General features: G+C 37.0%; 20 protein-coding genes and 1 tRNA gene. 10 read left to right on the top strand and 11 right to left on the bottom strand.

Annotation, left to right across the window (positions count from 1 at the left end; genetic code table 11):
- The first annotated feature begins 126 nt into the window (after nt 1-126).
- Complete coding sequence (gene cysE / locus ACGH6P_RS04095; RefSeq protein WP_411589693.1) at nt 127-939, top strand: serine O-acetyltransferase; 813 nt, start codon at nt 127-129, stop codon at nt 937-939.
- 18 nt (nt 940-957) lie between these two features.
- Here the strand turns inward: cysE and ACGH6P_RS04090 are convergent, their stop codons facing one another.
- The 5 genes from ACGH6P_RS04090 to recN are packed head-to-tail and all read right to left on the bottom strand — an operon-like array spanning nt 958 to nt 5,821.
- Nucleotides 958-1,794, bottom strand: a complete 837-nt coding sequence (locus tag ACGH6P_RS04090) for a mechanosensitive ion channel domain-containing protein (protein WP_411596770.1) — start codon at nt 1,792-1,794, stop codon at nt 958-960.
- A 54-nt stretch (nt 1,795-1,848) separates the two neighbouring features.
- Nucleotides 1,849-2,442, bottom strand: coding sequence for a nucleoid occlusion factor SlmA (slmA, locus tag ACGH6P_RS04085; protein ID WP_065558483.1), 594 nt, complete (start codon nt 2,440-2,442; stop codon nt 1,849-1,851).
- Nucleotides 2,439-2,897 carry a dUTP diphosphatase gene (gene dut / locus ACGH6P_RS04080; RefSeq protein ID WP_065558484.1) on the bottom strand — a complete coding sequence of 153 codons (459 nt, stop codon included), beginning with the start codon at nt 2,895-2,897 and terminating at the stop codon, nt 2,439-2,441. The genes slmA and dut overlap by 4 nt, the downstream gene beginning before the upstream one ends.
- Nucleotides 2,881-4,107, bottom strand: coding sequence for a bifunctional phosphopantothenoylcysteine decarboxylase/phosphopantothenate--cysteine ligase CoaBC (gene coaBC, locus ACGH6P_RS04075; RefSeq protein ID WP_411596769.1), 1,227 nt, complete (start codon nt 4,105-4,107; stop codon nt 2,881-2,883). Before coaBC ends, dut begins: the two co-directional genes overlap by 17 nt.
- A gap of 52 nt (nt 4,108-4,159) precedes the next feature.
- Nucleotides 4,160-5,821: a DNA repair protein RecN gene (recN, locus tag ACGH6P_RS04070; protein ID WP_411596768.1), complete on the bottom strand. Its 1,662-nt coding sequence runs from the start codon at nt 5,819-5,821 to the stop codon at nt 4,160-4,162.
- A gap of 345 nt (nt 5,822-6,166) precedes the next feature.
- Between recN and ACGH6P_RS04065 the strand changes: the two genes are divergently transcribed.
- The 3 genes from ACGH6P_RS04065 (at nt 6,167) to metF (ending at nt 10,159) form a co-directional block, all read left to right on the top strand.
- Complete coding sequence (locus ACGH6P_RS04065) at nt 6,167-6,718, top strand: YagU family protein (protein ID WP_065558486.1); 552 nt, start codon at nt 6,167-6,169, stop codon at nt 6,716-6,718.
- A 180-nt stretch (nt 6,719-6,898) separates the two neighbouring features.
- Nucleotides 6,899-9,172, top strand: coding sequence for a 5-methyltetrahydropteroyltriglutamate--homocysteine S-methyltransferase (metE, locus tag ACGH6P_RS04060; RefSeq protein WP_411596767.1), 2,274 nt, complete (start codon nt 6,899-6,901; stop codon nt 9,170-9,172).
- Nucleotides 9,173-9,283: 111 nt separating this feature from the next.
- Entirely contained in the window at nt 9,284-10,159 is an 876-nt protein-coding gene (gene metF, locus ACGH6P_RS04055) for a methylenetetrahydrofolate reductase [NAD(P)H] (protein WP_411596766.1), read from the top strand.
- 37 nt (nt 10,160-10,196) lie between these two features.
- On the opposite strand, the gene ACGH6P_RS04050 is transcribed toward metF, so the two are convergent.
- From ACGH6P_RS04050 to carA, 3 genes are all read right to left on the bottom strand, one after another.
- Nucleotides 10,197-10,273 (bottom strand) — tRNA-Met (locus ACGH6P_RS04050).
- Nucleotides 10,274-10,663: 390 nt separating this feature from the next.
- Nucleotides 10,664-13,879, bottom strand: a complete 3,216-nt coding sequence (carB, locus tag ACGH6P_RS04045) for a carbamoyl-phosphate synthase large subunit (RefSeq protein WP_411596765.1) — start codon at nt 13,877-13,879, stop codon at nt 10,664-10,666.
- Between the two features lies 1 nt (nt 13,880).
- Entirely contained in the window at nt 13,881-15,041 is a 1,161-nt protein-coding gene (carA, locus tag ACGH6P_RS04040; RefSeq protein ID WP_267358993.1) for a glutamine-hydrolyzing carbamoyl-phosphate synthase small subunit, read from the bottom strand.
- A 268-nt stretch (nt 15,042-15,309) separates the two neighbouring features.
- On the opposite strand from carA, the gene argF reads away from it, so the two are divergent.
- Complete coding sequence (argF, locus tag ACGH6P_RS04035; RefSeq protein WP_267358991.1) at nt 15,310-16,320, top strand: ornithine carbamoyltransferase; 1,011 nt, start codon at nt 15,310-15,312, stop codon at nt 16,318-16,320.
- Between the two features lie 97 nt (nt 16,321-16,417).
- Nucleotides 16,418-16,921, top strand: coding sequence for a phosphatidylglycerophosphatase A (locus tag ACGH6P_RS04030; protein ID WP_267358989.1), 504 nt, complete (start codon nt 16,418-16,420; stop codon nt 16,919-16,921).
- A 109-nt stretch (nt 16,922-17,030) separates the two neighbouring features.
- Here ACGH6P_RS04030 and nadK read toward each other — a convergent pair whose 3' ends face one another.
- Nucleotides 17,031-17,909, bottom strand: a complete 879-nt coding sequence (gene nadK / locus ACGH6P_RS04025) for an NAD(+) kinase (RefSeq protein ID WP_220216258.1) — start codon at nt 17,907-17,909, stop codon at nt 17,031-17,033.
- A 157-nt stretch (nt 17,910-18,066) separates the two neighbouring features.
- Between nadK and grpE the strand changes: the two genes are divergently transcribed.
- A complete protein-coding gene (grpE, locus tag ACGH6P_RS04020) occupies nt 18,067-18,651 on the top strand; it encodes a nucleotide exchange factor GrpE (protein ID WP_411596764.1) in 585 nt (194 codons plus the stop codon).
- Between the two features lie 93 nt (nt 18,652-18,744).
- Here grpE and mobB read toward each other — a convergent pair whose 3' ends face one another.
- Entirely contained in the window at nt 18,745-19,251 is a 507-nt protein-coding gene (gene mobB, locus ACGH6P_RS04015; RefSeq protein WP_267358986.1) for a molybdopterin-guanine dinucleotide biosynthesis protein B, read from the bottom strand.
- Nucleotides 19,252-19,336: 85 nt separating this feature from the next.
- On the opposite strand from mobB, the gene ACGH6P_RS04010 reads away from it, so the two are divergent.
- Nucleotides 19,337-20,365 (top strand): threonine aldolase family protein, encoded by a 1,029-nt coding sequence (locus ACGH6P_RS04010; RefSeq protein ID WP_220216259.1) that lies wholly within the window; start codon nt 19,337-19,339, stop codon nt 20,363-20,365.
- A gap of 24 nt (nt 20,366-20,389) precedes the next feature.
- Here ACGH6P_RS04010 and mobA read toward each other — a convergent pair whose 3' ends face one another.
- Nucleotides 20,390-20,974 carry a molybdenum cofactor guanylyltransferase MobA gene (mobA, locus tag ACGH6P_RS04005; protein WP_411596763.1) on the bottom strand — a complete coding sequence of 195 codons (585 nt, stop codon included), beginning with the start codon at nt 20,972-20,974 and terminating at the stop codon, nt 20,390-20,392.
- Between the two features lie 286 nt (nt 20,975-21,260).
- Between mobA and ACGH6P_RS04000 the strand changes: the two genes are divergently transcribed.
- Together ACGH6P_RS04000 and ACGH6P_RS03995 are read left to right on the top strand one after the other, a co-directional pair.
- Nucleotides 21,261-21,527 (top strand): YihD family protein, encoded by a 267-nt coding sequence (locus ACGH6P_RS04000; RefSeq protein ID WP_065558498.1) that lies wholly within the window; start codon nt 21,261-21,263, stop codon nt 21,525-21,527.
- A 16-nt stretch (nt 21,528-21,543) separates the two neighbouring features.
- Complete coding sequence (locus ACGH6P_RS03995; RefSeq protein ID WP_267358981.1) at nt 21,544-22,245, top strand: DsbA family protein; 702 nt, start codon at nt 21,544-21,546, stop codon at nt 22,243-22,245.
- Nucleotides 22,246-22,343: the final 98 nt, after the last annotated feature.

Genomic DNA, 22,343 nt, shown 5'->3' with positions numbered 1-22,343 from the left:
TTTAAATGATGATAATAAAATACAACACTTGCTTACTTGATAAGTTTGCGAAACAATGTTGACTATTGTGATTAATATTTATAGGTCGTCATTGTGAACATTACGAAAAAAGTGGTTGAAGCAGATATGTTATGGCACACCATTCGGCAGGAAGCTTCTCAATTAGTTGAAAGCGAGCCAATGTTAGCGAGTTATTTCCATGCAACTTTACTTAATCATAAAAACTTGGGTAGTGCATTAAGTTATATTTTGGCGAATAAACTCGTTACCCAAGTAATGCCGGCAATTGAAATTCGTGAAATTGCAAGGCAAGCTTATGAGGCAGATACCACGATTATTCAATCAGCTGTGACAGATATCTTAGCGGTTTATGTACGCGATCCAGCAACAAACTACTATTCGACCCCGTTACTTTATTACAAAGGCTTTTTATCGTTACAGGCTTATCGAATTGCCCATTGGCTTTGGAAACAAGATCGTAAGTCGTTGGCTATTTTTTTACAAAGTCAAATCGCCATTGTTTTTGGTGTTGATATTCATCCAGCAGCCCAAATTGGCTGTGGTGTGATGTTTGACCATGCAACCGGTATTGTAATTGGTGAAACGGTCGTTATTGAAAATGATGTATCGATTTTGCAATCTGTGACCTTAGGTGGTACAGGTAAAGAAAACGGTGATCGGCATCCTAAAATTCGTGAAGGGGTAATGATAGGGGCTCACTCTACGATATTAGGCAATATTGAAATCGGAAAAGGGGCAAAAATTGGTGCTGGTTCGGTCGTGTTAGAGCCTGTTCCTGAGCATACAACGGTTGCCGGTGTGCCAGCGAAAGTGGTTGGATGCCCTGATTGTGACAAACCAGCCTTAAATATGAATCAAGATATTTTATATGAAAAAGAGGTTGTTTCAATTTCCGTCGACGTTGATCGACGGAAGTAAAAGAAAACAACTCACTCATTAGTGGTTGGTGGTGACATTGATATCCATTGTTGGATAAGGAATATTAATATTATTCTCAGTTAATGCGTTTTTAATATTTTCGAGTAACTCCGCTTTCAAAGCGCCATAATTTTCGTTTAGTGTCCAAACTAAAACATTAAAATTCATTGATGATGCATCAAGTACATCTAAACGGATAATTGGTTTTTTAGTGGTTAATATATTGCTGGTTTGATTAACCGCTTGATTAAGTACTTGATAAACTTTCTGGATATCGGAGTTATAACCAACATTAATCACTAGATCTAAACGTCTTTCAGGTAGACGACTATAATTAATAATATTGGCACTTACCACTTGCCCATTCGGGATGACAACCACTTCATTAGTCGGTGTGACAATTGAGGTTGAGAAAATTTGAATTGAATCAATTACTCCTCTTTGATTGTTAATCACCACTGTCTCGCCGACTTTAAACGGACGGAAAATGATCAAAATTACTCCGGCAGCGAAATTCGATAATGAACCTTGTAATGCTAAACCGACCGCTAAACCGGCAGCACCAATGACAGCAACAATTGATGCAGTTTGTACACCTAATTGCCCTAATACGGCAACTAATGTCATTATGATAATGGCGTAATAAGATAAAGCACTAACAAATTTTACAACGGTAGGATCAACTTGGCGAATGGTTAATATGCGTTTTAGCTGACGGCTAATGAACTTGGCAATAATTCGACCAATGATAAAAATGATAATAGCAAAGCAGAAATGAAGAATATAACCAATTACTACGCCGTCATATTTATCAATAAGTGTGACTATCTGCTTTAAAATATTTTCAAAATCCATATATTATCCTCAATAAAGATTATAGAGCAGTTAGTTAAAGATTATTTTATATGTTTAAATTAATTGTTTCGCTAATAACGCCCAACGTGTATCAAAATTGGTGGTTGGTAAATATTTAAAGCCGGAACGAGAATAGCGAACCATCATCCCTTCACAAAATGCTAATAATTGGCTGGATAAAATTCGCTCATCGGTGGTAAATGCAACGCCTTCACGAATTTTTCGTTCACGTAATACTTGCTTAATTTGAGTTTCAATTCGTTCAAATAGCTGACTAATACGTTCTTGAAGTTGCTCTTGTTCAAACATTAAGGCATGCCCAGTCATAATTCTGGTTAATCCGGGATTTTTTTCAGAAAAACCCAATATTAATGCAAGAATTAACTGTAAACGGACAAAGGTATTTAGCTCATCTTGCATAATGACATTAATGCGAGAAAGTAAAATATCTTCAATGTAGACAATTAAACTTTCAAACATTTTAGTTTTACTCGGAAAATGTCGATAAAGTGCAGCTTCTGATACACCAACACTTGCTGCTAACTTTGCTGTAGTAATGCGTTGGGTACCTTCATTAGATTCAAGCATGGTGGCTAAAGCTTGCAGTATATCTTCTTTCCTATTTTTATTTTTGCTGCTCACAATCATTTTTTACCCGAATGCCCAAATCCACCTTCGCCGCGTGCTGACGCTGTAAATTCATCAACAATATTAAATTCTGCTTGTATGACAGGAACAATAATTAACTGGGCAATGCGATCACCTGCTTCAATCACAAATGGAGTTTGACTACGGTTCCATACCGGTACAAATAACTGACCTTGGTAATCTGAATCAATGAGACCCACTAAATTACCAAGTACAATCCCATTTTTAGATCCTAACCCTGATCGAGGTAAAACTAATGCCGCTAAAGTCGGATCTGCAATATGCATGGATAAACCTGTTGGCGTTAAAATGGTTTCACCGGGTTTTATCTCGGTTGTTTTATCAAACATTGCTCGTAGATCAATGCCAGCCGATCCTTCGGTTGCATAGGTTGGAAGCGGAAAATCATTACCTAAACGTTTATCTAATATTTTAATATCAATTTTTCTTTTCATCATGACTCGCTTTATATCGTGTTATAACAACTTCAAGTAACTGTGTTGCTAATTGTTTTTTACTACTTAATGGTAATGTTTGTTCACCATTTTGCCAATAAAGTGTTAATGCATTTTGCTCAGAATTAAAGCCAATTTTTTTATCAGAAACATCATTAGCGCAAATCAAATCTAGGTTTTTAGCTGTTAATTTTTTTAAGGCATAATTTTTAACATTTTCGGTTTCAGCCGCAAAACCAACCACAAAAGGGCGCTGTTCTTTTAACGCTGCAATATGCGCAATAATGTCAGGATTTTTGACTAACTTAATCAATAATTCATTACTATTATCTGTCTTTTTAATTTTATTTTTGGCGATAGTTTCTGCTCGATAGTCGGCAACGGCGGCACACCCGATAAAAATAGATGATTGTTTAGCAAATTTTAACGCTTCGTTATACATCTCATTTGCACTTTTTACATCAATTCGATTCACATTTTTGGGCGTATCTAAATTTACCGGACCACTTATTAGGGTTACCTTTGCACCCATATCAGCGGCAACTTTAGCAATAGCAAATCCCATCTTTCCTGAACTATAATTACTAATATATCGAACAGGATCTAACTCTTCAATCGTTGGGCCAGCCGTGATGGTTAGCGATATGCCTGATAATGCAGATGAAGTTGAAAAACAACGTTCAATTTGATCGACAATTGCTTGAGGTTCAACCATTCGTCCTGGGCCGTAATCACCGCAAGCTTGAAAACCATCGTCGGGACCTAAAATGAATGTATTTCGGTTACTTAGTACAGATAGATTATGTTGGGTTGCTGCTGCTTTATACATCTGTTGATTCATGGCTGGTGCTAACGCAATATTTGCTGATGTTGCTAAACAAACCGTTGATAGCAGGTCATCGGCAATGCCATTGGCTATTTTAGCAATAATATTCGCTGTTGCAGGGGCGATTAATACTAAATCCGTCCATTTTGCCAGTTCAATATGGCTCATAGAGAGTTCAGCAGAAGGATCAAATAAATCAGTTGAAACAGGATTACCTGAAACGGCTTGTAACGTCATTGTTGTGACAAAATGGCTAGCCGAGTCAGTGACGATTACTCTTACGTCCGCTCCCGCTTTTTTTAAATGGCGAACAAGATCCGGGCATTTATAAGCAGCTATGCCTCCTGTAATTCCTAATAAAATATGTTTACCAGAAAGATTCATGATCAAGTTTCCTTCACCTTCAAATCAAAATCACTATATTACCACAATTCATTTAGATAATAAGTAACTCTTTCGCATTGGCTAATGTTGCATCAGTAATTTTATCTCCGCCTAAAAGTCGGGCTAATTCATTTAAACGTCCATTATTGTCTAATTTTTGCATATCAGTTGATGTCTGTTTGCTGTTAGTTTGCTTACTGACAAAATAGTGTTGATTAGCTTGTCCCGCAACTTGTGGTAAGTGAGTAACGGTAATAACTTGGGTAGATTGTCCAAGTTGTCTTAATAATTGCCCAACTTTAGAAGCAGTAGGGCCGCTAATGCCCACATCGATTTCATCAAATATCAGTGCCGGTGTATCCATTTTTTGAGCTGTCAAAACCTGTATTGCTAGCGCAATACGTGATAATTCACCGCCAGATGCCACTTTGGCGAGGGGCAAGGCATGCTGTCCGACATTGGTCGTAACTAAAAAAGTAACTTGATCGGCGCCGTCTCCATTTAAACGCGTTTCATCAAAGGTTATATCAATGCTAAATTGTCCATTAGGCATAGATAATTCATGCATAATAGCCGTGACTTTTTTAGCTAATGCTTTACTGCTCGTTAAGCGTTTTTGATGTAATTTTTGGGCAATTTCAAGTGCAAATTGATGATATTTGGTAATATCTGCCTTTAGTTGTTCACTTTGTTCATCTTGTTGATTAATCTGTTTGAATTCGGTAAGCAAATTCTGATGCAATTCAGGAAGTGCCTCTGGTGCAACATGGTGTTTACGGGCAAGCGCTATTTGCTTTGATAGCCGTTGTTCAAGTTGCATGACACGCGTTGGATCAAGCTCTAAACTTTCGCTGTAATGGCGCAGTTCATAACTGGCTTCTTTGATCTGGATAGTGGCTTCTTCCAGCATGTTAAACACGTTACTTAAATTTGGATCGAGTTCGGATAACTCCTGCACACTGTTTTTAACACTACCAAGTAGATTACTGACATTGTATTCATCAGCTTCATCTAAAAGCATCACCGATTGTTGGCTAAGCTGAATTAACTGTTCACTATTCGATAAACGTTTGTATTCTTCATCAATTTGTTGGTATTCCCCTTCAATAGGCGAAAATTCATTTAGCTCTTTAAGTTGATATTGTAATAACTGAACATGTGCTTCACGTTCTTGTCGTGATGCTTGATACTGTTCATAAGTCTGGCGTGCTACTTTCCATTGCTTATAAGCTTGCTGCATTTGATTGAGCAGTGATGGCTCATTCATATAATGATTGAGTAATAACTGCTGATATTCACCTCGTAAAAGACGTTGGGGTTCATGTTGTCCATGAATTTGGATTAACATTTGTCCTAACTCTTTGAGTTGGGATATGGGCACAGCACGACCATTAATAAAGGCTTTTGAACGTCCATCTTGATTGATAACTCGTCGTAATATACATTCATTACCTTCGTCTAGTTGATTTTCGGTTAGCCAAGAAAAGGCGGCTGGTGTGTCATCAAGCACAAAGCTGGCTGAAATATCGACACGTTCAGCACCTAAACGGATAGATGAAGCATCGGAACGATTGCCTAAACAGAGCCCTAAAGCATCAATAGCGATCGATTTCCCTGCTCCGGTTTCACCGGTTATAGCAGTCATCCCGGTTGTAAAGTCAACTAACAGGTGATCGATGATAGCAAAATTATTGATAGTAAGTTGAGTTATCATAAAAAATTAATCAGTAAGGCTAGTGATAATATGAGCAGTATAGCAACAAAAATACTGTAAATAAATACAGTTTAATGGTGTTTTGTAAGAAAACTCGTGTTTATTGATGATTTGAATATCCACTGTCATTTGTTTTTTATAAAAGTTAAATAACGAAAATCCCGTGAATTTACGATGAAATATGAAAAAATTGAATATTTTTCTTTGTAAAATGAGTTTTAGATCAAGTTTTACCAATTATTATAATAGATTTTCTTGTGAATTAATCTTATTATACCCTCTTTCAACCTAAATTATTATGCAATATAATTTGGAAAATTTTAACAATAATTAAGGACATTTAACATGTTTGGAAATAAAACAAATCGTCAAATTATTATTTGGACAACTCTGATTGGTGGATTCATTAGTGCGTTAGTTAAATGGGGCTCAGAAGTCAACATGCCTCCTCGTGTACCCGGTGAAGTTTCTCCTCCTGCAGCACATATTGATGCATGGCTTGGTTGGTTAGGTATTAATTCTCACTCGCTTGATTATGCTTATCAAACGGCTATCGTTTCAGGTGCAGTGACACTTTATCACTGGCTATTTAGTTTTGCATTTGCTTTTGTCTATGTGTTTATTGCCTACTTTTGGAATAAAATCCGATTATGGTATGGTGCATTTTACGGCATTATCATTACCGTCACCATGCATGGCTTTTTAATTCCACTACTTGGTTTCCGTCATCCTGCTTACGATCCAGAGGGTACAGTAGGTTGGTTATGGAATTTAAATGGTTATGAACTTTGGAGTGAATTTTTAGGACATATCTACTGGGGTGTGTCGATTGAAATTTGTATGATTGCCGTACTTGCTTATTTTTCAAGACCTATTCGTGGTGAATGGCGTAAATAGTCCATTTTTCTAAAAAATTAACTAAAATCCTTCTGACAATATAACGTTAGAGGGATTTTTTTTGATGTTTAGATATAGAAAAAAACTATATCAATCAATAAAAAACTAGAATTATTCAATAACAGTTTTTTTTGTTATCTTTTTTGCTACTTAAAAAATGTGATGAAAGGAAAACAAAAAATGAATACTGCTGTAATTGGATATCCTCGTGTTGGTAAGCTTCGTGAACTTAAATTTGCTACCGAAGCTTATTTTAAAGGCAATAAAAGCCAGACTGAATTATTAAGTGACGCTAAAGCACTACGTGCTGAGCATTTGCAACAACAAGCATCACATAACATTGCTTTTATCTCCTCAAATGATTTTTCGTTTTATGATGCAGTATTAGATACCGCTTGTTTACTCAATGTTATTCCAAAACGTTACCAAGATTTAAGTTTACCGGAATTGGATCGTTATTTTGCAATGGCACGGGGTTATCAAGGTGAGAAAGGTGATGTTCGTGCATTGGCAATGAAAAAGTGGTTTAACACCAACTATCACTACTTAGTACCTGAAATTGAAGATTCAGTACAGATTAAATTAGCTGGCACAAAGCCTTTTGATGAATATCAAGAAGCGAAAGCACTTGGTATACAAACTAAACCAGTTGTTATTGGTGCGTTAACATTTTTCAAACTTGCACAGTATTTAGGAAATAAAAAACTGGTTGATTTTAAAGCTGATATTATTAAAGCTTATCAAGACATCATTCAAAAATTTACGACACTAGGTGCACAGTGGATTCAAATTGATGAACCAATTTTGGTGACTGACTTAAATAAAGATGATATTGCTTTATTTACTGAACTTTATCAGGCGATCTTATCGGTTAAAGGGACAACTAAAGTCGTGTTACAAACCTATTTTGGTGATGTTCGTGATTGCTACAAAGAATTGGTGGCGCTACCATTTGATGGTATTGGACTGGATTTTGTTGAAGGCAAGCAGTCATTAGCATTACTTGAAAATCATGGATTCCCGTCTGATAAAGTGTTATTTGCTGGTGTGGTTAATGGTAAAAATATTTGGAAAAATAATTATCAAAAAACATTGGCATTAGTGACTAAAATTAAACAAAAAGCGGGTAAAGTGGTGATCAATACGTCATGTTCTTTACTCCATGTGCCTTACACATTGCAAAATGAAACAAAGTTAACGATTCAACAACGTGCTTATTTTGCTTTTGCTCAAGAAAAACTTCAAGAACTTGCTGAACTGGGGTTATTAGTTAACGAGTCTCAACCTGAAAATCATGCAGCGTTTAAAGCTAATCAAACGTTATTTACGCGTGAACGTGAAGGCGCTAATCAAGCAGTACGTCAGAAAGTTGCTGCATTAAAAGAATCCGATTTTACTCGTTTGCCAGCGTTTTCAGTGCGTGAAGCAGCACAGAAAAAAGCCTTCAATTTGCCACTTCTACCAACAACAACGATTGGTTCATTCCCACAAACTCCTGATGTTCGTTTAAATCGAGCAAAATTCAAAAAAGGTGAAATTTGTTTGAATGAATATACTGAGTTTAATAAGCAAAAAATTGCAGAATGCATTAAGCTCCAAGAAAAGATTGGTATTGATGTGTTAGTTCATGGTGAATTTGAACGTAATGATATGGTCGAGTATTTTGGCGAAAGTTTAAATGGTTTTGTCTTTACTGAAAAAGCATGGGTGCAATCATACGGTACTCGTTGTGTTAAACCACCTATTGTTTGGGGTGATATTTCACGCTCTAAACCCATTACTGTTGAGTATTCACAGTACGCACAAAGCCTCACTGATAAACCTGTTAAAGGCATGTTAACCGGCCCAGTCACGATCCTTAACTGGTCGTTCCCTCGTGAAGATATTTCACAAAAAGAATCAGTCTTCCAAATTGGTTTAGCAATCAGTGATGAAGTGTTAGATCTTGAAGCGGCGGGTATTAAAGTTATCCAAATTGATGAGGCGGCGCTAAAAGAGAAATTACCACTACGTAAAGCGGATTGGAATAGTGAATATTTAGATTGGGCTATTCCAGCATTTAGATTAGTTCACAGCAAAGTACAAGCTGATACACAAATTCATACGCATATGTGTTACAGCGAATTTGCTGACATCATCAAAGATATTGATGCAATGGATGCTGATGTGATTTCGTTTGAAGCTTCTCGTTCAAATCTGCAATTGATTGATGTACTTAAAGCTAATCACTTTAAAACAGAAGTTGGGCCAGGTGTTTATGATATTCATTCACCTCGTGTCCCACCGGTTGCCGAAATTAAAGCCACGATTGAGAAGTTACTGGCTAAAATTGAAAAGCAAAAATTATGGATTAATCCAGATTGTGGTTTAAAAACGCGTGGCGAAAAAGAAGTTGTTGAAAGCTTAGAACATTTAGTTCAAGCAACATTAGAAGTTCGAAAAACACTCAATTGATAAGCTTTTGTAACGCTAAATAACGTTGTTAAGCCTTATTATTCCGCCGCCGATTTTGAGCGGCGGAAATGTCAGTAAGGACAATCGTTGGCACACGAATGGATGAAACAAATGAAAACAAATTTACTTTTTAATAAAAAAACGGTGTTCTCTTTTGAAGTGTTTCCACCTAAAAAAACGTCGCCTTTAGAGACTATCTATAGCACATTACGCGAACTTGGCTATTTTAAGCCTGATTTTATCAGTGTAACTTATGGGGCTGGTGGCAGTTTGAACGGTCAAACCACTATTGATATTGCCCACTCGGTCAAACACACTTATGGTATTGAGAGTGTTGCCCATTTACCCGGTATTAGTTTTGATAAAGCAGAAATGCAAAAAATTCTTCATGATCTTAAATGTGCTGGTATTGATAATGTGCTTGCCTTACGAGGCGATATTAATCCTAATATTGCGCCTAAAGATGATTTTCGTTATGCCAGTGAATTGGTCTCATATATTAAAGAAAATGGGGATTTTAATGTAATAGGTGCTTGTTATCCGGAAGGGCATCTTGAAACCTCAACCCTAAAACAAGATTTGATACATTTAAAAGAAAAGGTCAATGCCGGAACGGATCAACTTATATCACAGCTCTTTTTTGATAATGACTATTTTTATACTTTTTTAGATAAAGCACATGATATGGGAATTAACGTACCGATAGAAGCAGGTATTATGCCGGTGACGAATAAAAACCAAATTGAGCGCATGATATCGATGTGTGGGGTTAATCTTCCGAAGAAGTTTAAACAGATGATGGAAAAATATGAACATCATCCTGATGCGTTTCGTGATGCAGGGATTGCTTATGCTATTGATCAGATTGTTGATCTTGTTTCACAAGATGTTGATGGTATCCATTTGTATACGATGAATAATAGCTATATTGCCAGAAGAATCAGTGAGGCAGTATCAACGTTACTTGCAGTACCTAAATCGGCATAATGTGTAACTGATAGAAAAAGCTGAAATCTTGAAGAATTGGTTGCGGGGGCTGGATTTGAACCAACGACCTTCGGGTTATGAGCCCGACGAGCTACCAAGCTGCTCCACCCCGCGTCAAAGAGGTCGCTATATTATAGTATTAAAATAATAAAGCAATACCTTTTTCGCGTAACTGCCCCATTTTTGAACACATTATCTATAAATAGACACTTTCTTTACTAAAATGTACGCCTTTTCTTAAATTTTTTAGATAAAAATCACTTTGTTTTTTGATTAAAAGCTAGGCTGCTATTTATTTCATATTAGAGTAATTGTTATTTATTCAAGAAAGAAAGGAAAAAAATGTCTAATCAATATCATGGTTCATGTTTATGTGGAAAGATTAAATTAACGCTACCATTTAAAAATATCCTTAATACTATATTTTAATAGTATTAAGGTTTCTTGTTCTCAGCACATATGTCAGTCACTATTTATTTTATAGGCTTACTTTTTACCCAATATTTATGCGTAAAGTGTTTGCAATGAAACAACATATTGTGCTGGATCGCAGTCTAATGCAACCGTGGTGGCGTAAGCGGCGTTCATCGTTGTATCATAGTGAACTTTGTACTGTATTGCACTACGACGCAGAATTTTCGATGCTTCAATGGCTGCTCGCCCTGATGTAGTATTAAGAATATAGCTATATTCGCCGTTTTTAATATGGTCATGAATATTTGGGCGTCCTTCGTTTTCTTTTTTGACCATTTGGCATGGTATGCCGGCTTGTTGTAATGCTTTAGCAGTGCCAAAAGTGGCATCAATACTAAACCCATGCGCAATGAGTCGTTTAGCGATCGCTAACAAGCGAGTTTTGTCTTGATCACGAACTGATAAGAGCGCTTTCCCCGATTTTTTCATATTCGATAAGCTACCTAGTTGTGCTTTAGCAAAAGCTTCGGCAAAGGTTTTACCGATTCCCATTACTTCACCAGTGGATCGCATTTCTGGCCCTAAAATTGGGTCAACGCCACTAAATTTATTAAATGGTAAAACCACTTCTTTTACTGAGTAATAAGGTGGAATAAGCTCACTGGTCATATTTTGTTTAGCAAGTGTTTGACCTGTCATGACCCTAGCGGCAATTTTGGCAAGTGGCAGTCCTGTTGCTTTCGACACGAATGGCACGGTGCGAGCAGCTCGAGGGTTGATTTCAATCAAATAAATTTGATTATCTTTGACGGCAAATTGCCCATTCATCAAACCTTTAACATTAAGTTCCAAGGCTAACTGTTTGGCTTGTTTGCGCAATTTGTCTAAAATGTCCGGACTTAATGTATAAGTGGGTAATGAACAAGCGGAATCGCCTGAATGAATACCCGCTTGCTCAATGTGCTCCATAATGCCGCCGATCATAATTTGTTCGCCGTCGGCAATCACATCAATATCAACTTCAATTGCGTCATCTAGAAAGTGATCAAGCAATACAGGCGCATTGTTAGATTCGCTGATAGCAGTTTTAAAATATCGCCTTAAATCGGATTCATTATAAACAATCTCCATTGCCCGACCGCCAAGCACGTAAGAGGGTCTGACCACTAATGGATAGCCAATCTGTTCGGCTTTAATGACGGCTTCTTCAATATCAGTTACAGTAGCATTAACCGGCTGTTTCAACTTTAATTTTTCAACAATGGCTTGAAAGCGTTGACGATCTTCAGCCTGATCGATTGCATCAGGTGAAGTACCAATAATTGGTAATCCTGCTGCTTCCAGTGCTCGAGCCAATTTAAGTGGTGTTTGTCCACCATATTGGACGATTATACCGTTTGGCTTTTCAACGTAGGCAATTTCTAGCACATCTTCCAATGTGACAGGCTCGAAATAGAGTCGATCTGAAATATCATAATCAGTTGATACCGTTTCAGGATTACAGTTAACCATAATGGTTTCATAACCATCTTCACGTAATGCTAGTGCTGCATGCACGCAACAGTAATCAAACTCAATACCTTGCCCAATCCGATTAGGTCCACCGCCTAATATCATAATTTTGGGGCGATGAAATTGTGGTTTGGCTTCGCACTCTTGTTCATAGGTTGAGTAAAGATAAGCCGTATCGGTTGAGAATTCTGCTGCACAAGTATCAACCCGTTTATAAACCGGATGAATATGGTATTGGTTTCGTCGATCACGAACGTCTTGCTCTTTAACATTCAGCAGTTTAGCGATTCGTAAATCTGAAAAACCTTTACGCTTAAGTTGCCGTAATGATTCTGAATTAAAGCTAGCGAATGATTGCGATTTTAGTTGGTTTTCAAGGCTGATAAGTTCTTCAATCTGCACTAAAAACCAGCGATCAATATTGGTTAATGTGAAGACGTCGTCTAAACTGAAACCGGCTCTAAAGGCATCCGCAATATACCAAATTCGTTCAGAACCGGCTTCTTGTAGCTCATAACGTATTTTATTGAGGTTTTTTTCATCATCATAATTGTCAATTTTCGGATCAAAACCACACGCACCGACTTCAAGTCCTCGTAGCGCTTTTTGCAATGATTCTTGAAAAGTGCGCCCAATCGCCATGACTTCACCTACTGATTTCATTTGTGTGGTTAAGCGATCATTACAACCGGCAAATTTTTCAAAGTTAAAACGTGGAATTTTAGTGACGACATAGTCGATCGAAGGCTCAAATGATGCCGGTGTTCTACCGCCTGTAATATCATTGGCGAGTTCATCAAGAGTATAACCGACTGCCAGTTTTGCGGCGATTTTAGCGATAGGAAAACCAGTTGCTTTTGACGCTAATGCGGATGAGCGTGATACCCGTGGGTTCATTTCAATGACAATCAAGCGTCCAGTTTTGGGATCGACCGAAAATTGAACATTTGATCCGCCTGTTTCTACCCCAATTTCACGAAGTACCGCTATCGAGGCATTACGCATGATTTGATACTCTTTATCTGTCAAGGTTTGAGCAGGGGCAACAGTAATGGAATCGCCGGTATGAATGCCCATAGGGTCAACATTTTCAATTGAACAGACAATGATGCAGTTATCATTTTTATCTCGCACAACTTCCATTTCGTACTCTTTCCAACCGATCAATGACTCATCAATCAGTAGTTCTTTCGTTGGTGATAAATCTAATCCTCGAGTACAAATTTCATCAAATTCTTGAGTATTATAAGCAATTCCACCACCGGTACCGCCCATCGTAAATGAAGGACGAATAATGCAAGGAAAGCCTACTTGTTCGAGTACGGTGTAAGCTTCTGTCAGTGAATGGGCAATACCCGAACGAGCCGTATCAAGACCAATTTTTTTCATGGCTTGATCAAAACGTTTGCGATCTTCGGCTTTATCAATGGCGTCAGCGGTGGCACCGATCATCTCAACATTAAATTGTTTTAAAATACCGCGTTTTTCAAGTTCCAGAGCACAGTTAAGGGCAGTTTGTCCTCCCATTGTGGGTAAAATCGCATCGGGTCTTTCTTGTTCGATAATTTTGCTCACCGTTGTCCAATGAATAGGTTCAACGTAGGTTGCATCTGCCAGTTCAGGATCGGTCATAATGGTGGCAGGATTGGAATTCACTAAAATAACCCGATAGCCTTCTTCACGTAGTGCTTTGCAGGCTTGTGCGCCTGAATAATCAAATTCACATGCTTGACCAATAACAATCGGGCCTGCGCCAATAATTAAAATAGTGTTGATGTCTGTTCGCTTAGCCATGTTATTGCTCCTGCTGGTAAAATTTAATTAACTCTATAAAGTGATCAAAAAGCGGGGCGGCATCATGTGGTCCAGGACTGGCTTCGGGATGTCCTTGAAAACTAAAAGCGGGTTTTTGATTATGATGAATACCTTGTAATGAGCCGTCGAATAGGGATTGATGCGTAACACGTAAGTGAGCCGGTAAACTGTGTTCATCAACGGCAAAACCATGATTTTGCGCGGTAATCATAACACGATCATGCTCAAGATCTTTAACCGGATGATTTCCACCATGGTGACCAAATTTCATTTTTATGGTTTTCGCACCACATGCTAGCGCTAACAGCTGATGTCCAAGACAGATGCCAAATATCGGAATATTGGTGGTTAAAAACTGCTTAATGGCATCTATGGCATACGTACACGGTGCTGGATCGCCAGGCCCATTAGATAAAAAGATACCATCAGGATGTAATGCTAAAACTTGTTCGGCACTCGTTTTAGCCGGCACAATGGTTAATTTGCAACCCCGTTCAACTAACATTCGTAAAATAGTTTGTTTAACACCAAAATCATAGGCAACAACATGATAGGGTAAAGCACTTTCAGGTTTTGGTGTTGGATGCTCATTTTGTCTTGTCCAAATGCCTTGCGTCCAACAATAACTTTTAGCACACGTTACTTCTTTAGCTAAATCAAGTCCGGTTAATCCTTTAAAATTGAGAGCTATTTGTTTGGTTGCTTCTGCATTTTCGAGTAAAGTCTGTTTATCTTTGTTCGTTACAATAACGCCATGTTGTGCGCCTTTTTCACGTAAAATACGGGTTAAACGGCGGGTATCAATATCGGCAATAGCAACAACATTGTGTTTTTTTAGATAACTGGAGAGATCTTTTTCACAGCGATAATTACTGGCTAATAGTGGCAAATCACGAACAATAAGTCCTTTTGCGTAAACTTGATTTGATTCAGCATCTGCATCATTAGTGCCCACATTACCAATATGTGGATAAGTTAAAGTAACTAATTGTTCACAGTAAGAGGGATCGGTCAATATTTCTTGATAGCCAGTCATTGAGGTATTAAAAACAACTTCGCCAACAGTTTGACCTTCAGCGCCGATAGATGTACCGATAAATTGTGAACCGTCTTGTAATATAAGGAGGGCATAAGTTTGCATGATTAAAAAGACCTTTAAGAATAAAAAATCATTATATATGAATAAAAATTCATTGCTATTAATCTTGAGAAGATAATATTTAGCCATTTTATTACACTTTTTTATACAAAAAAAGCAATATTATTAAAATTAATTGAATAATAATGTCTCATTTTTGAGACTTGTAACGAATCACATAAATTATCAAAGATATTATTATGTTTAGCTTGAAAGTGAATAATTATTCAAATAGAATGGCGTGAATAATAATCTCGATTAGGAGCTCGTCATGCACGGTTTTTATCAGCGCCACTTTTTACGTTTACTCGATTTCACCCCAAGCGAAATTAATCAATTAATCGATCTTTCTATTCAATTAAAGCACGCTAAGCAACAAGGCACTGAAAAAAAACATCTGGTGGGTAAAAATATTGCCTTAATTTTCGAAAAAGACTCAACCCGTACGCGCTGTGCTTTTGAAGTGGGCGCATTTGATCAGGGTGCCCAAGTGACCTATTTAGGTCCAAGTGGGAGCCAAATAGGCCATAAAGAATCTATTGCAGATACAGCCCGTGTATTAGGACGGATGTATGACGGTATTGAGTATCGAGGTTATGGACAAGATATTGTCGAAACTTTAGCGAAGTATGCCGGTGTCCCAGTTTGGAATGGATTAACCACCGAAGCACACCCTACACAGATTTTAGCTGACTTTATGACCATGAAAGAACATATCGGCAATCGGGCATTAAGCAGTGTCAAATTCGCCTATCTAGGTGATGCGCGTAATAATATGGGGAATTCGTTAATGGAAGGCGCAGCTTTAATGGGTATGGAGATTCGTTTAGTGGCGCCTAAAGCGTGCCAACCCGAATCGGAACTGGTCAAACAGTGCCAAGATATAGCAAAAACGACAGGCGCTAAAATCCTTTTAACAGAAGATGTTGCTGATGGTGTTAACGGCGTTGATTTTCTCTATACCGATGTGTGGGTTTCCATGGGAGAACCTAAAGACGTTTGGGATGAACGGGTCAAACTGTTAGCGCCTTATCAAATTAATCAAAATGTGATTAATCTTACTCATAATCCCGATGTGAAATTTATGCACTGTTTGCCCGCTTTTCACGATATGAATACCACCGTCGGCAAGCAAATGGCAGCGCAATATGGTTTAACAGATGGTTTAGAAGTGACTAACGATGTATTTGAATCTCGACACAGTATTGTTTTTGATGAAGCAGAAAATCGTTTACATACCATTAAAGCCGTAATGGTTGCAACGTTAACCAAAGACGAATAATATAATACTCATCAATAAAAATGCTAATTAACTATCAGCATTTTGCTATGTTTGCCGACGTTAAGTCGGCATCATTTTATCAAATTTAAAAGCAAACATGACAAAACAAGCACGTAATAAAGATTTTAAAAAACACTTAAAACTTACTAATCCGATCCATTTTTTAGCGGTGGGATTAGGAAGTGGCTTATCCCCAATTATGCCTGGCACAATGGGGTCATTAATGGCGATTCCGCTGTGGTTGTTATTTAACGAGTTACAACCGATTTTATATTGGATCTTTATTTTTGTGACATTTATGTTTGGCTGTTTTCTTTGTCAAAAGACATCAGATGATACACATACACATGACTCAGGGCATATCGTTTGGGATGAATTTGTTGGTATGTGGATAACGCTATTTTTTATCCCACAATATTCACTACTATGGATTGCGATTGCTTTTGTTGCTTTTCGAGTATTTGATATGGCAAAACCTTGGCCTATTCGTTGGTTTGATAAGCGTGTGCCCGGTGGTTTTGGTATTATGGTGGATGATGTGATTGCAGCGATTTTTTCATCCCTGACTGTTTATGTGTTGGCTTATGTGATTCCCTACTGATTTAAAATAACAGCATTTTTACCTTCTTGGTATGCTCGCAGGTTAAAATGATTCCCTGCGAGCCATGATCGATAATGATTTTCTGTCTAAAATTGGTTAGCTAAATGATTTAATACATTTTTTGTGACCAACCCAATTTACTGGAAAGGTTATTAAAATAATCATAATCTTTAGAATGAATTAAATTAAATTCATATCCAGAACGGCGAATAATAACATCATAGCTTGGTTTGACCGGTAAAATAATTTGGCTATCGCAAGCAATATTCAAATCTAATGCAGTGGTTGGAAACTTAAGATGGATAGGGTTATCACTTTTGATGACTAATGGCCTTACCGCCAATGAGTGTGGAAACATTGGTGTAATAATGAGTGCATCTAAGTGAGGCGCTAAAATTGGTCCACCAGCAGACAAGGAGTAGGCGGTAGAGCCGGTTGGGGTTGCAATAATTAAACCATCCGCACGCTGTGAGAATGCATTGCGTTCATTGATATACACATCGTAATCAATCATATGCGCAACCGTGTTGGGCGTAACGACAATTTCATTAACGGCAAAACCGGAATTGATTAAATTGCCATTATCATAAATTGAAACTTCAAGTAAAAAGCGAGGGTCATCGTCATATTCTCCGGCAATAACTGGACTTAACTGTTCCACGACTTGCTCATGCGAAATGTCGGTTAAAAACCCCAAATTACCCCGATTCACGCCGATTACTCTAATTTTATAGTGTGATAAATAGCGAGCCGAACGCAACATATTGCCATCGCCACCAACAACAATGGCCAGATCAGCTTGTTCTCCAATCGTATCCAAATTGGCATAGACATTGGCTGGAAATTTAATAAATTCCGCTAATCGGTCTTCAACTAAAACACGAATACCTAATTTGATTAACCAATCATAAAGCACTCTGTGGGTTTCGATAGCGTCTAATTTGCGTGGAATGCCAACTAAACCAATACATTTAAATGGTGCACCCATAAAATATCCTTGTCATTTTTTTATTTAAGTATCATTGATTTTTTTAATTAAAAATAAAAAAATATATATTAACCTATAGAGATAACCTTGCAATAACAAAAATCGTCCCCATAATAACCTTAATTCACTAAGTTTTCGACTATATTTGGAGTACCTTATGACAGAGCAAGACAAGAACATGTCAGAAAATGAACCTAACATTGATGTAGCGGTAGAAGAACCAAAAGAATCAGAAGCACCAGCTGAACCGAATTACGAGGAGCAATTAAAAGCGAAAGATGCACGTATTGCTGAATTAGAACAGGCATTACAAATTGCGAAAAAAAATGAGAGTGAGGCGATGATTCGTGCCCGTGCTGAGATTGATAATGTTCGTAAACGTGTTGAACAAGACGTTGATAAAGCACGAAAATTTGCGTTAGAAAAATTTTCGAATGAACTGTTGCCAGTTATCGATAATTTAGAGCGAGCTCTAGAATCTACCGATAGAAATAATCCTGAACATCAAGCAACTGTTGAAGGATTAGAGCTTACCTTAAAATCATTTTTAGATACCGTCAAAAAGTTTGGGATTGAAGTGATTAACACAGTAGATTCACAATTAAATCCTGATGTTCACCAAGCGATTAGCATGGTTGAATCGCCAGATCATCAATCAGGTCAAATCGTCAATACCATTCAAAAAGGTTATACCTTAAATGGTCGTTTAATTCGTCCGGCAATGGTGATTGTTGCGAAATAAATAAGCGATTATGCTGAAATAAAAGGGAAATGAAGTATTTCCCTTTTTTGTTTCGGTTTGCTTAAAAAGATAGGTTAATACACCCTTTATCTTTTATTTATGCTGTTTTGGCAATGATAAATATCCTTTTATAAACTCAACAATTGGATCGGCTTGATTGATATCAAATACAGGTAGATGACTCTCTAATGGCTCATCACTGGCGATGGCTAAGGTATATTCGTCAATATACAGCTGAGGTTGATTTGTATGCCGATGACAAATAATTTTAGGTATTTTCTCTTCTTTAAATCCTTCAACCAAAACGATATCGACATGGCTAAATTGGTTAATCAGTGTCGATAAATCGACAGGATTGTTTGGGGTCTCTTCAATAAATGCATAGCGGTTATCACAAGCAATAATGGTTTGTAAAGAACCGGCTTTTCGCAGTTCATAACTATCTTTTCCAGGAATATCTAGTTCAATATTATGATGCGCATGCTTTAACGAGCCTATGCGAAAACCCTGTTCGACCAATAAAGGAATTATTTTTTTGAGTAGGGTCGTTTTACCACTGCCACTATAGCCACTAATTCCAATCATTTTTGTATTGTTCATAGACTCTCTGCTTTATCGTGTTATATTGAAGATGCGATTAATATAACATCATATTAAAAAATGAAGTCGGAATAAAGGTAATGATATGTATGATTTTTTGAATGATTATAACCAAACAGTGCATCCAAGCTTGTTAAAAAGCTTTGTTGAAACGACCAATAAAAAGTTAAGTGGCTATGGTTTAGATGAGTGCTGTCATCAAGCTAAAGAAAATATCAAAAAGCGTCTAAAATCGCCGAATGCAGATATACATTTTATGCCAGGTGGAACTATCACGAATTTAACGGTTATTTCGCATATTTTAAAACCTTATCAAGCGGTTATTGCGACCGAAAGTGGACATATTAATGTGCATGAAACAGGGGCGATTGAAGCAACAGGACATAAAGTATTAACGGTGAAAAGCCAAGATGGAAAATTGACGCCTGAATTGCTAAAACCCGTTTTGGCACATCATCATGATGAACATATGGTACAACCTAAATTAGTGTATATTTCAAACACCACCGAACTTGGTACTATTTATAGTAAGCAAGAGCTTAAAAAGCTATATCAATTTTGTCAAAATAATCAACTTTATCTGTATTTGGATGGTGCACGTCTGGCAATGGCATTAGCCGCAAAAGATAATGATCTAACCTTTCCGGATTTAGCTAAATATACCGATGTTTTTTATATAGGTGGCACGAAGGTGGGGGCATTTGCGGGTGAAGCATTGGTGTTTAATAACCTGACGATTAACCAAGATTTTCGATTTAGTATGAAGCAAAAAGGCGCAATTTTAGCTAAAAGTTGGATTGTTGCTGTACAGATGAATGCATTGATGCAAAACAACTTGTATATCAAACTAGGTAAGCATAGTAATTATATGGCAGATAAACTGCAAACACTGTTTGAAAATGCTGGATTTTCATTTTTAAGTAAACCACAAAGCAATCAATTATTTGTTAGTGTGCCAAAACGATTAGCCAAGAAAATCCTTGCACATTATTCGGTCGATAATCTTGGGGCAATTGATGAGGCGCATATCGGGTTACGTTTTTGTACTTCTTGGGCAACACAGGATGTTGAAATAGACGATTTTGCTAAACACCTAACAAAATGGAATAAATAGCAGTTTAATCTAGAAATAAGAGATTTATTTTTTTGATTGAGTGAGTTGCTCAAGTATCTCAGGGGTATTAATATTGGTAAAACATGATGGTTTATCACTAAAATCGACAGCATAAGCATTGATTTGTTGTAAAAATAACATCAATTTACGCTCACCTTGTGCCAAATAAGCTTTAAGTGGGGTAATGATGGTTTTATGAATCAATAAAATGGTTGGATGATGATACCGACCGTCAAAGGGATAAATAGCGTAATGTGTCGTGGTGTGTTGGGTTAAACGAAAGATTAAATCGTCAGGTAAAAAAGGCGTATCACAACTGACAAATAAGTTCCAGTCGGTAGTGCTACGTAATAACCCACTGTAAATGCCGGAAAGGGGGCCATGATAACCAGCTAAATCATCAATGAAGGTAGGATAGCCTGCCTTTTGATATTGATTCAGATTGCGATTACAGTTAATCATGATGAAATCTGTTTGTGATTCAATACGATTAATGACATGTTGATAAAGCGGTTTACCATTTAGCTGTAATAATCCTTTATCGTTACCATTCATTCGGGTACTTTTTCCGCCAGCTAAGATAATTGTTGTAATAGGTAGTTTGCCCATAAAATGTCTCTGTTTCACATTGCGAAAAATCTAAATAGCATTACTATATAGCAAAATTAATTTAAGTTATAAGGGAAAATAGACTTATCACAATTATTTCATAGACATTAAATTGTATTGAAAGATAAGTCGATACCCATGACTTTTAACGTGTCGTTTGTATTTAATAAAAAGAATCGCTACTATTGTTTATGTTTCTGTGACAGAATTTATAGCGTTAAATATTTAACATTAATTTTATCTCATCATCTTCAATTAATTTGAAGTATACAAAAAGGTATGAATTATGAAATGTCATCGTATTGATGAATTAATGGAGTTATTACAGGCAGCCTGGGAAAAAGACTCAGATCTGAATCTGTTACAATTTCTTGCACAATTAGGGCAAGAAGCAGGTTTTGAAGGCGACTTAAAAGAGTTAAGTGATGAGGTTCTGATTTATCATTTAAAAATGCGTGACGCTGATAAAAATGAAGCTATCCCCGGTCTGAAAAAAGATTATGAAGATGATTTTAAAAGTGCCTTGTTAAAAGCGCGTGGCATTATTAAATAATAAGGAGAATTGACTAATGAAAAAGACGTTTATTGCTTTGGGAGTATTACTTTTTTCGGTAAATAGTTTTGCAGAGCAAGCCCCCGCAAGTATTGACTCTAAAGAAGATCAAACACCGACTATTACGGCACCATTAGCACCGATTGAAAAAGGTGTTCAGTATGTTGTACTACCGACTAATCCATCACCAGACAAAGAAGTGATTGAGTTTTTTTCATTTAATTGTCCTAGTTGCTACCGATTTGAAACAAAATATCATGGTGCACAACTTATCAGCAAGGATTTACCAGAAGGGGTAAAATTTAAACGTTATCATTTAGAGGATTTTGGGCCACTTGCCAAGGAACTTGCTCAAGCATGGGCGATAGCTAATGTACTTGGTATTCAAGATAAAGCTTCAGACGCTTTTTATCAGGCAATACAAGAAGAGCGTAGCATAAAAACTGCTGACGACATCAAAGCGGTATTTTTAACGTTAGGTGTGGATAGTAAAACGTTTGATGAAACGAAAGACAATTTTTTAGTTAAAGCTTTTATGGCACAACAAACCGATGCCATTAAAGAATTGAAACCAAACTCAATACCTTCTGTTATCGTTAATCGCAAGTTTTATGTCAATTCCAAAGGACTCAATATATCTGATGAACAAGCATTTATTAATGATTATTTAAGAGTGACTTCGTTCTTAGTCGGCTTAGATCCTAAAACCAAAAATTAAGCGAGTGTCATTGATTAAAACATCTGTTTTGAGTGCGATAAATTGTCATAGTATTTGAATGTAACATGATGACAATTTTTAAGGTTGTTATTTTAAAT

Origin of the sequence: Gilliamella sp. CG25 (genome assembly GCF_046635705.1) — a bacterium.
Taxonomy (GTDB): domain Bacteria; phylum Pseudomonadota; class Gammaproteobacteria; order Enterobacterales; family Orbaceae; genus Gilliamella; species Gilliamella apicola_I.
The sequence above is the reverse complement of the archived record's forward strand: the minus strand, read 5'-3'. Positions and strand labels throughout refer to the sequence as shown.

Excerpts from the sequence above, each read along its gene's own strand:
- cysE (WP_411589693.1), top strand. The coding sequence starts at position 127 with ATGTTATGGCACACCATTCGGCAGGAAGCTTCTCAATTAGTTGAAAGC.
- ACGH6P_RS04090 (WP_411596770.1), bottom strand. The coding sequence starts at position 1,794 with ATGGATTTTGAAAATATTTTAAAGCAGATAGTCACACTTATTGATAAA.
- slmA (WP_065558483.1), bottom strand. The coding sequence starts at position 2,442 with ATGATTGTGAGCAGCAAAAATAAAAATAGGAAAGAAGATATACTGCAA.
- dut (WP_065558484.1), bottom strand. The coding sequence starts at position 2,897 with ATGAAAAGAAAAATTGATATTAAAATATTAGATAAACGTTTAGGTAAT.
- coaBC (WP_411596769.1), bottom strand. The coding sequence starts at position 4,107 with ATGAATCTTTCTGGTAAACATATTTTATTAGGAATTACAGGAGGCATA.
- recN (WP_411596768.1), bottom strand. The coding sequence starts at position 5,821 with ATGATAACTCAACTTACTATCAATAATTTTGCTATCATCGATCACCTG.
- ACGH6P_RS04065 (WP_065558486.1), top strand. The coding sequence starts at position 6,167 with ATGTTTGGAAATAAAACAAATCGTCAAATTATTATTTGGACAACTCTG.
- metE (WP_411596767.1), top strand. The coding sequence starts at position 6,899 with ATGAATACTGCTGTAATTGGATATCCTCGTGTTGGTAAGCTTCGTGAA.
- metF (WP_411596766.1), top strand. The coding sequence starts at position 9,284 with ATGAAAACAAATTTACTTTTTAATAAAAAAACGGTGTTCTCTTTTGAA.
- carB (WP_411596765.1), bottom strand. The coding sequence starts at position 13,879 with ATGGCTAAGCGAACAGACATCAACACTATTTTAATTATTGGCGCAGGC.
- carA (WP_267358993.1), bottom strand. The coding sequence starts at position 15,041 with ATGCAAACTTATGCCCTCCTTATATTACAAGACGGTTCACAATTTATC.
- argF (WP_267358991.1), top strand. The coding sequence starts at position 15,310 with ATGCACGGTTTTTATCAGCGCCACTTTTTACGTTTACTCGATTTCACC.
- ACGH6P_RS04030 (WP_267358989.1), top strand. The coding sequence starts at position 16,418 with ATGACAAAACAAGCACGTAATAAAGATTTTAAAAAACACTTAAAACTT.
- nadK (WP_220216258.1), bottom strand. The coding sequence starts at position 17,909 with ATGGGTGCACCATTTAAATGTATTGGTTTAGTTGGCATTCCACGCAAA.
- grpE (WP_411596764.1), top strand. The coding sequence starts at position 18,067 with ATGACAGAGCAAGACAAGAACATGTCAGAAAATGAACCTAACATTGAT.
- mobB (WP_267358986.1), bottom strand. The coding sequence starts at position 19,251 with ATGAACAATACAAAAATGATTGGAATTAGTGGCTATAGTGGCAGTGGT.
- ACGH6P_RS04010 (WP_220216259.1), top strand. The coding sequence starts at position 19,337 with ATGTATGATTTTTTGAATGATTATAACCAAACAGTGCATCCAAGCTTG.
- mobA (WP_411596763.1), bottom strand. The coding sequence starts at position 20,974 with ATGGGCAAACTACCTATTACAACAATTATCTTAGCTGGCGGAAAAAGT.
- ACGH6P_RS04000 (WP_065558498.1), top strand. The coding sequence starts at position 21,261 with ATGAAATGTCATCGTATTGATGAATTAATGGAGTTATTACAGGCAGCC.
- ACGH6P_RS03995 (WP_267358981.1), top strand. The coding sequence starts at position 21,544 with ATGAAAAAGACGTTTATTGCTTTGGGAGTATTACTTTTTTCGGTAAAT.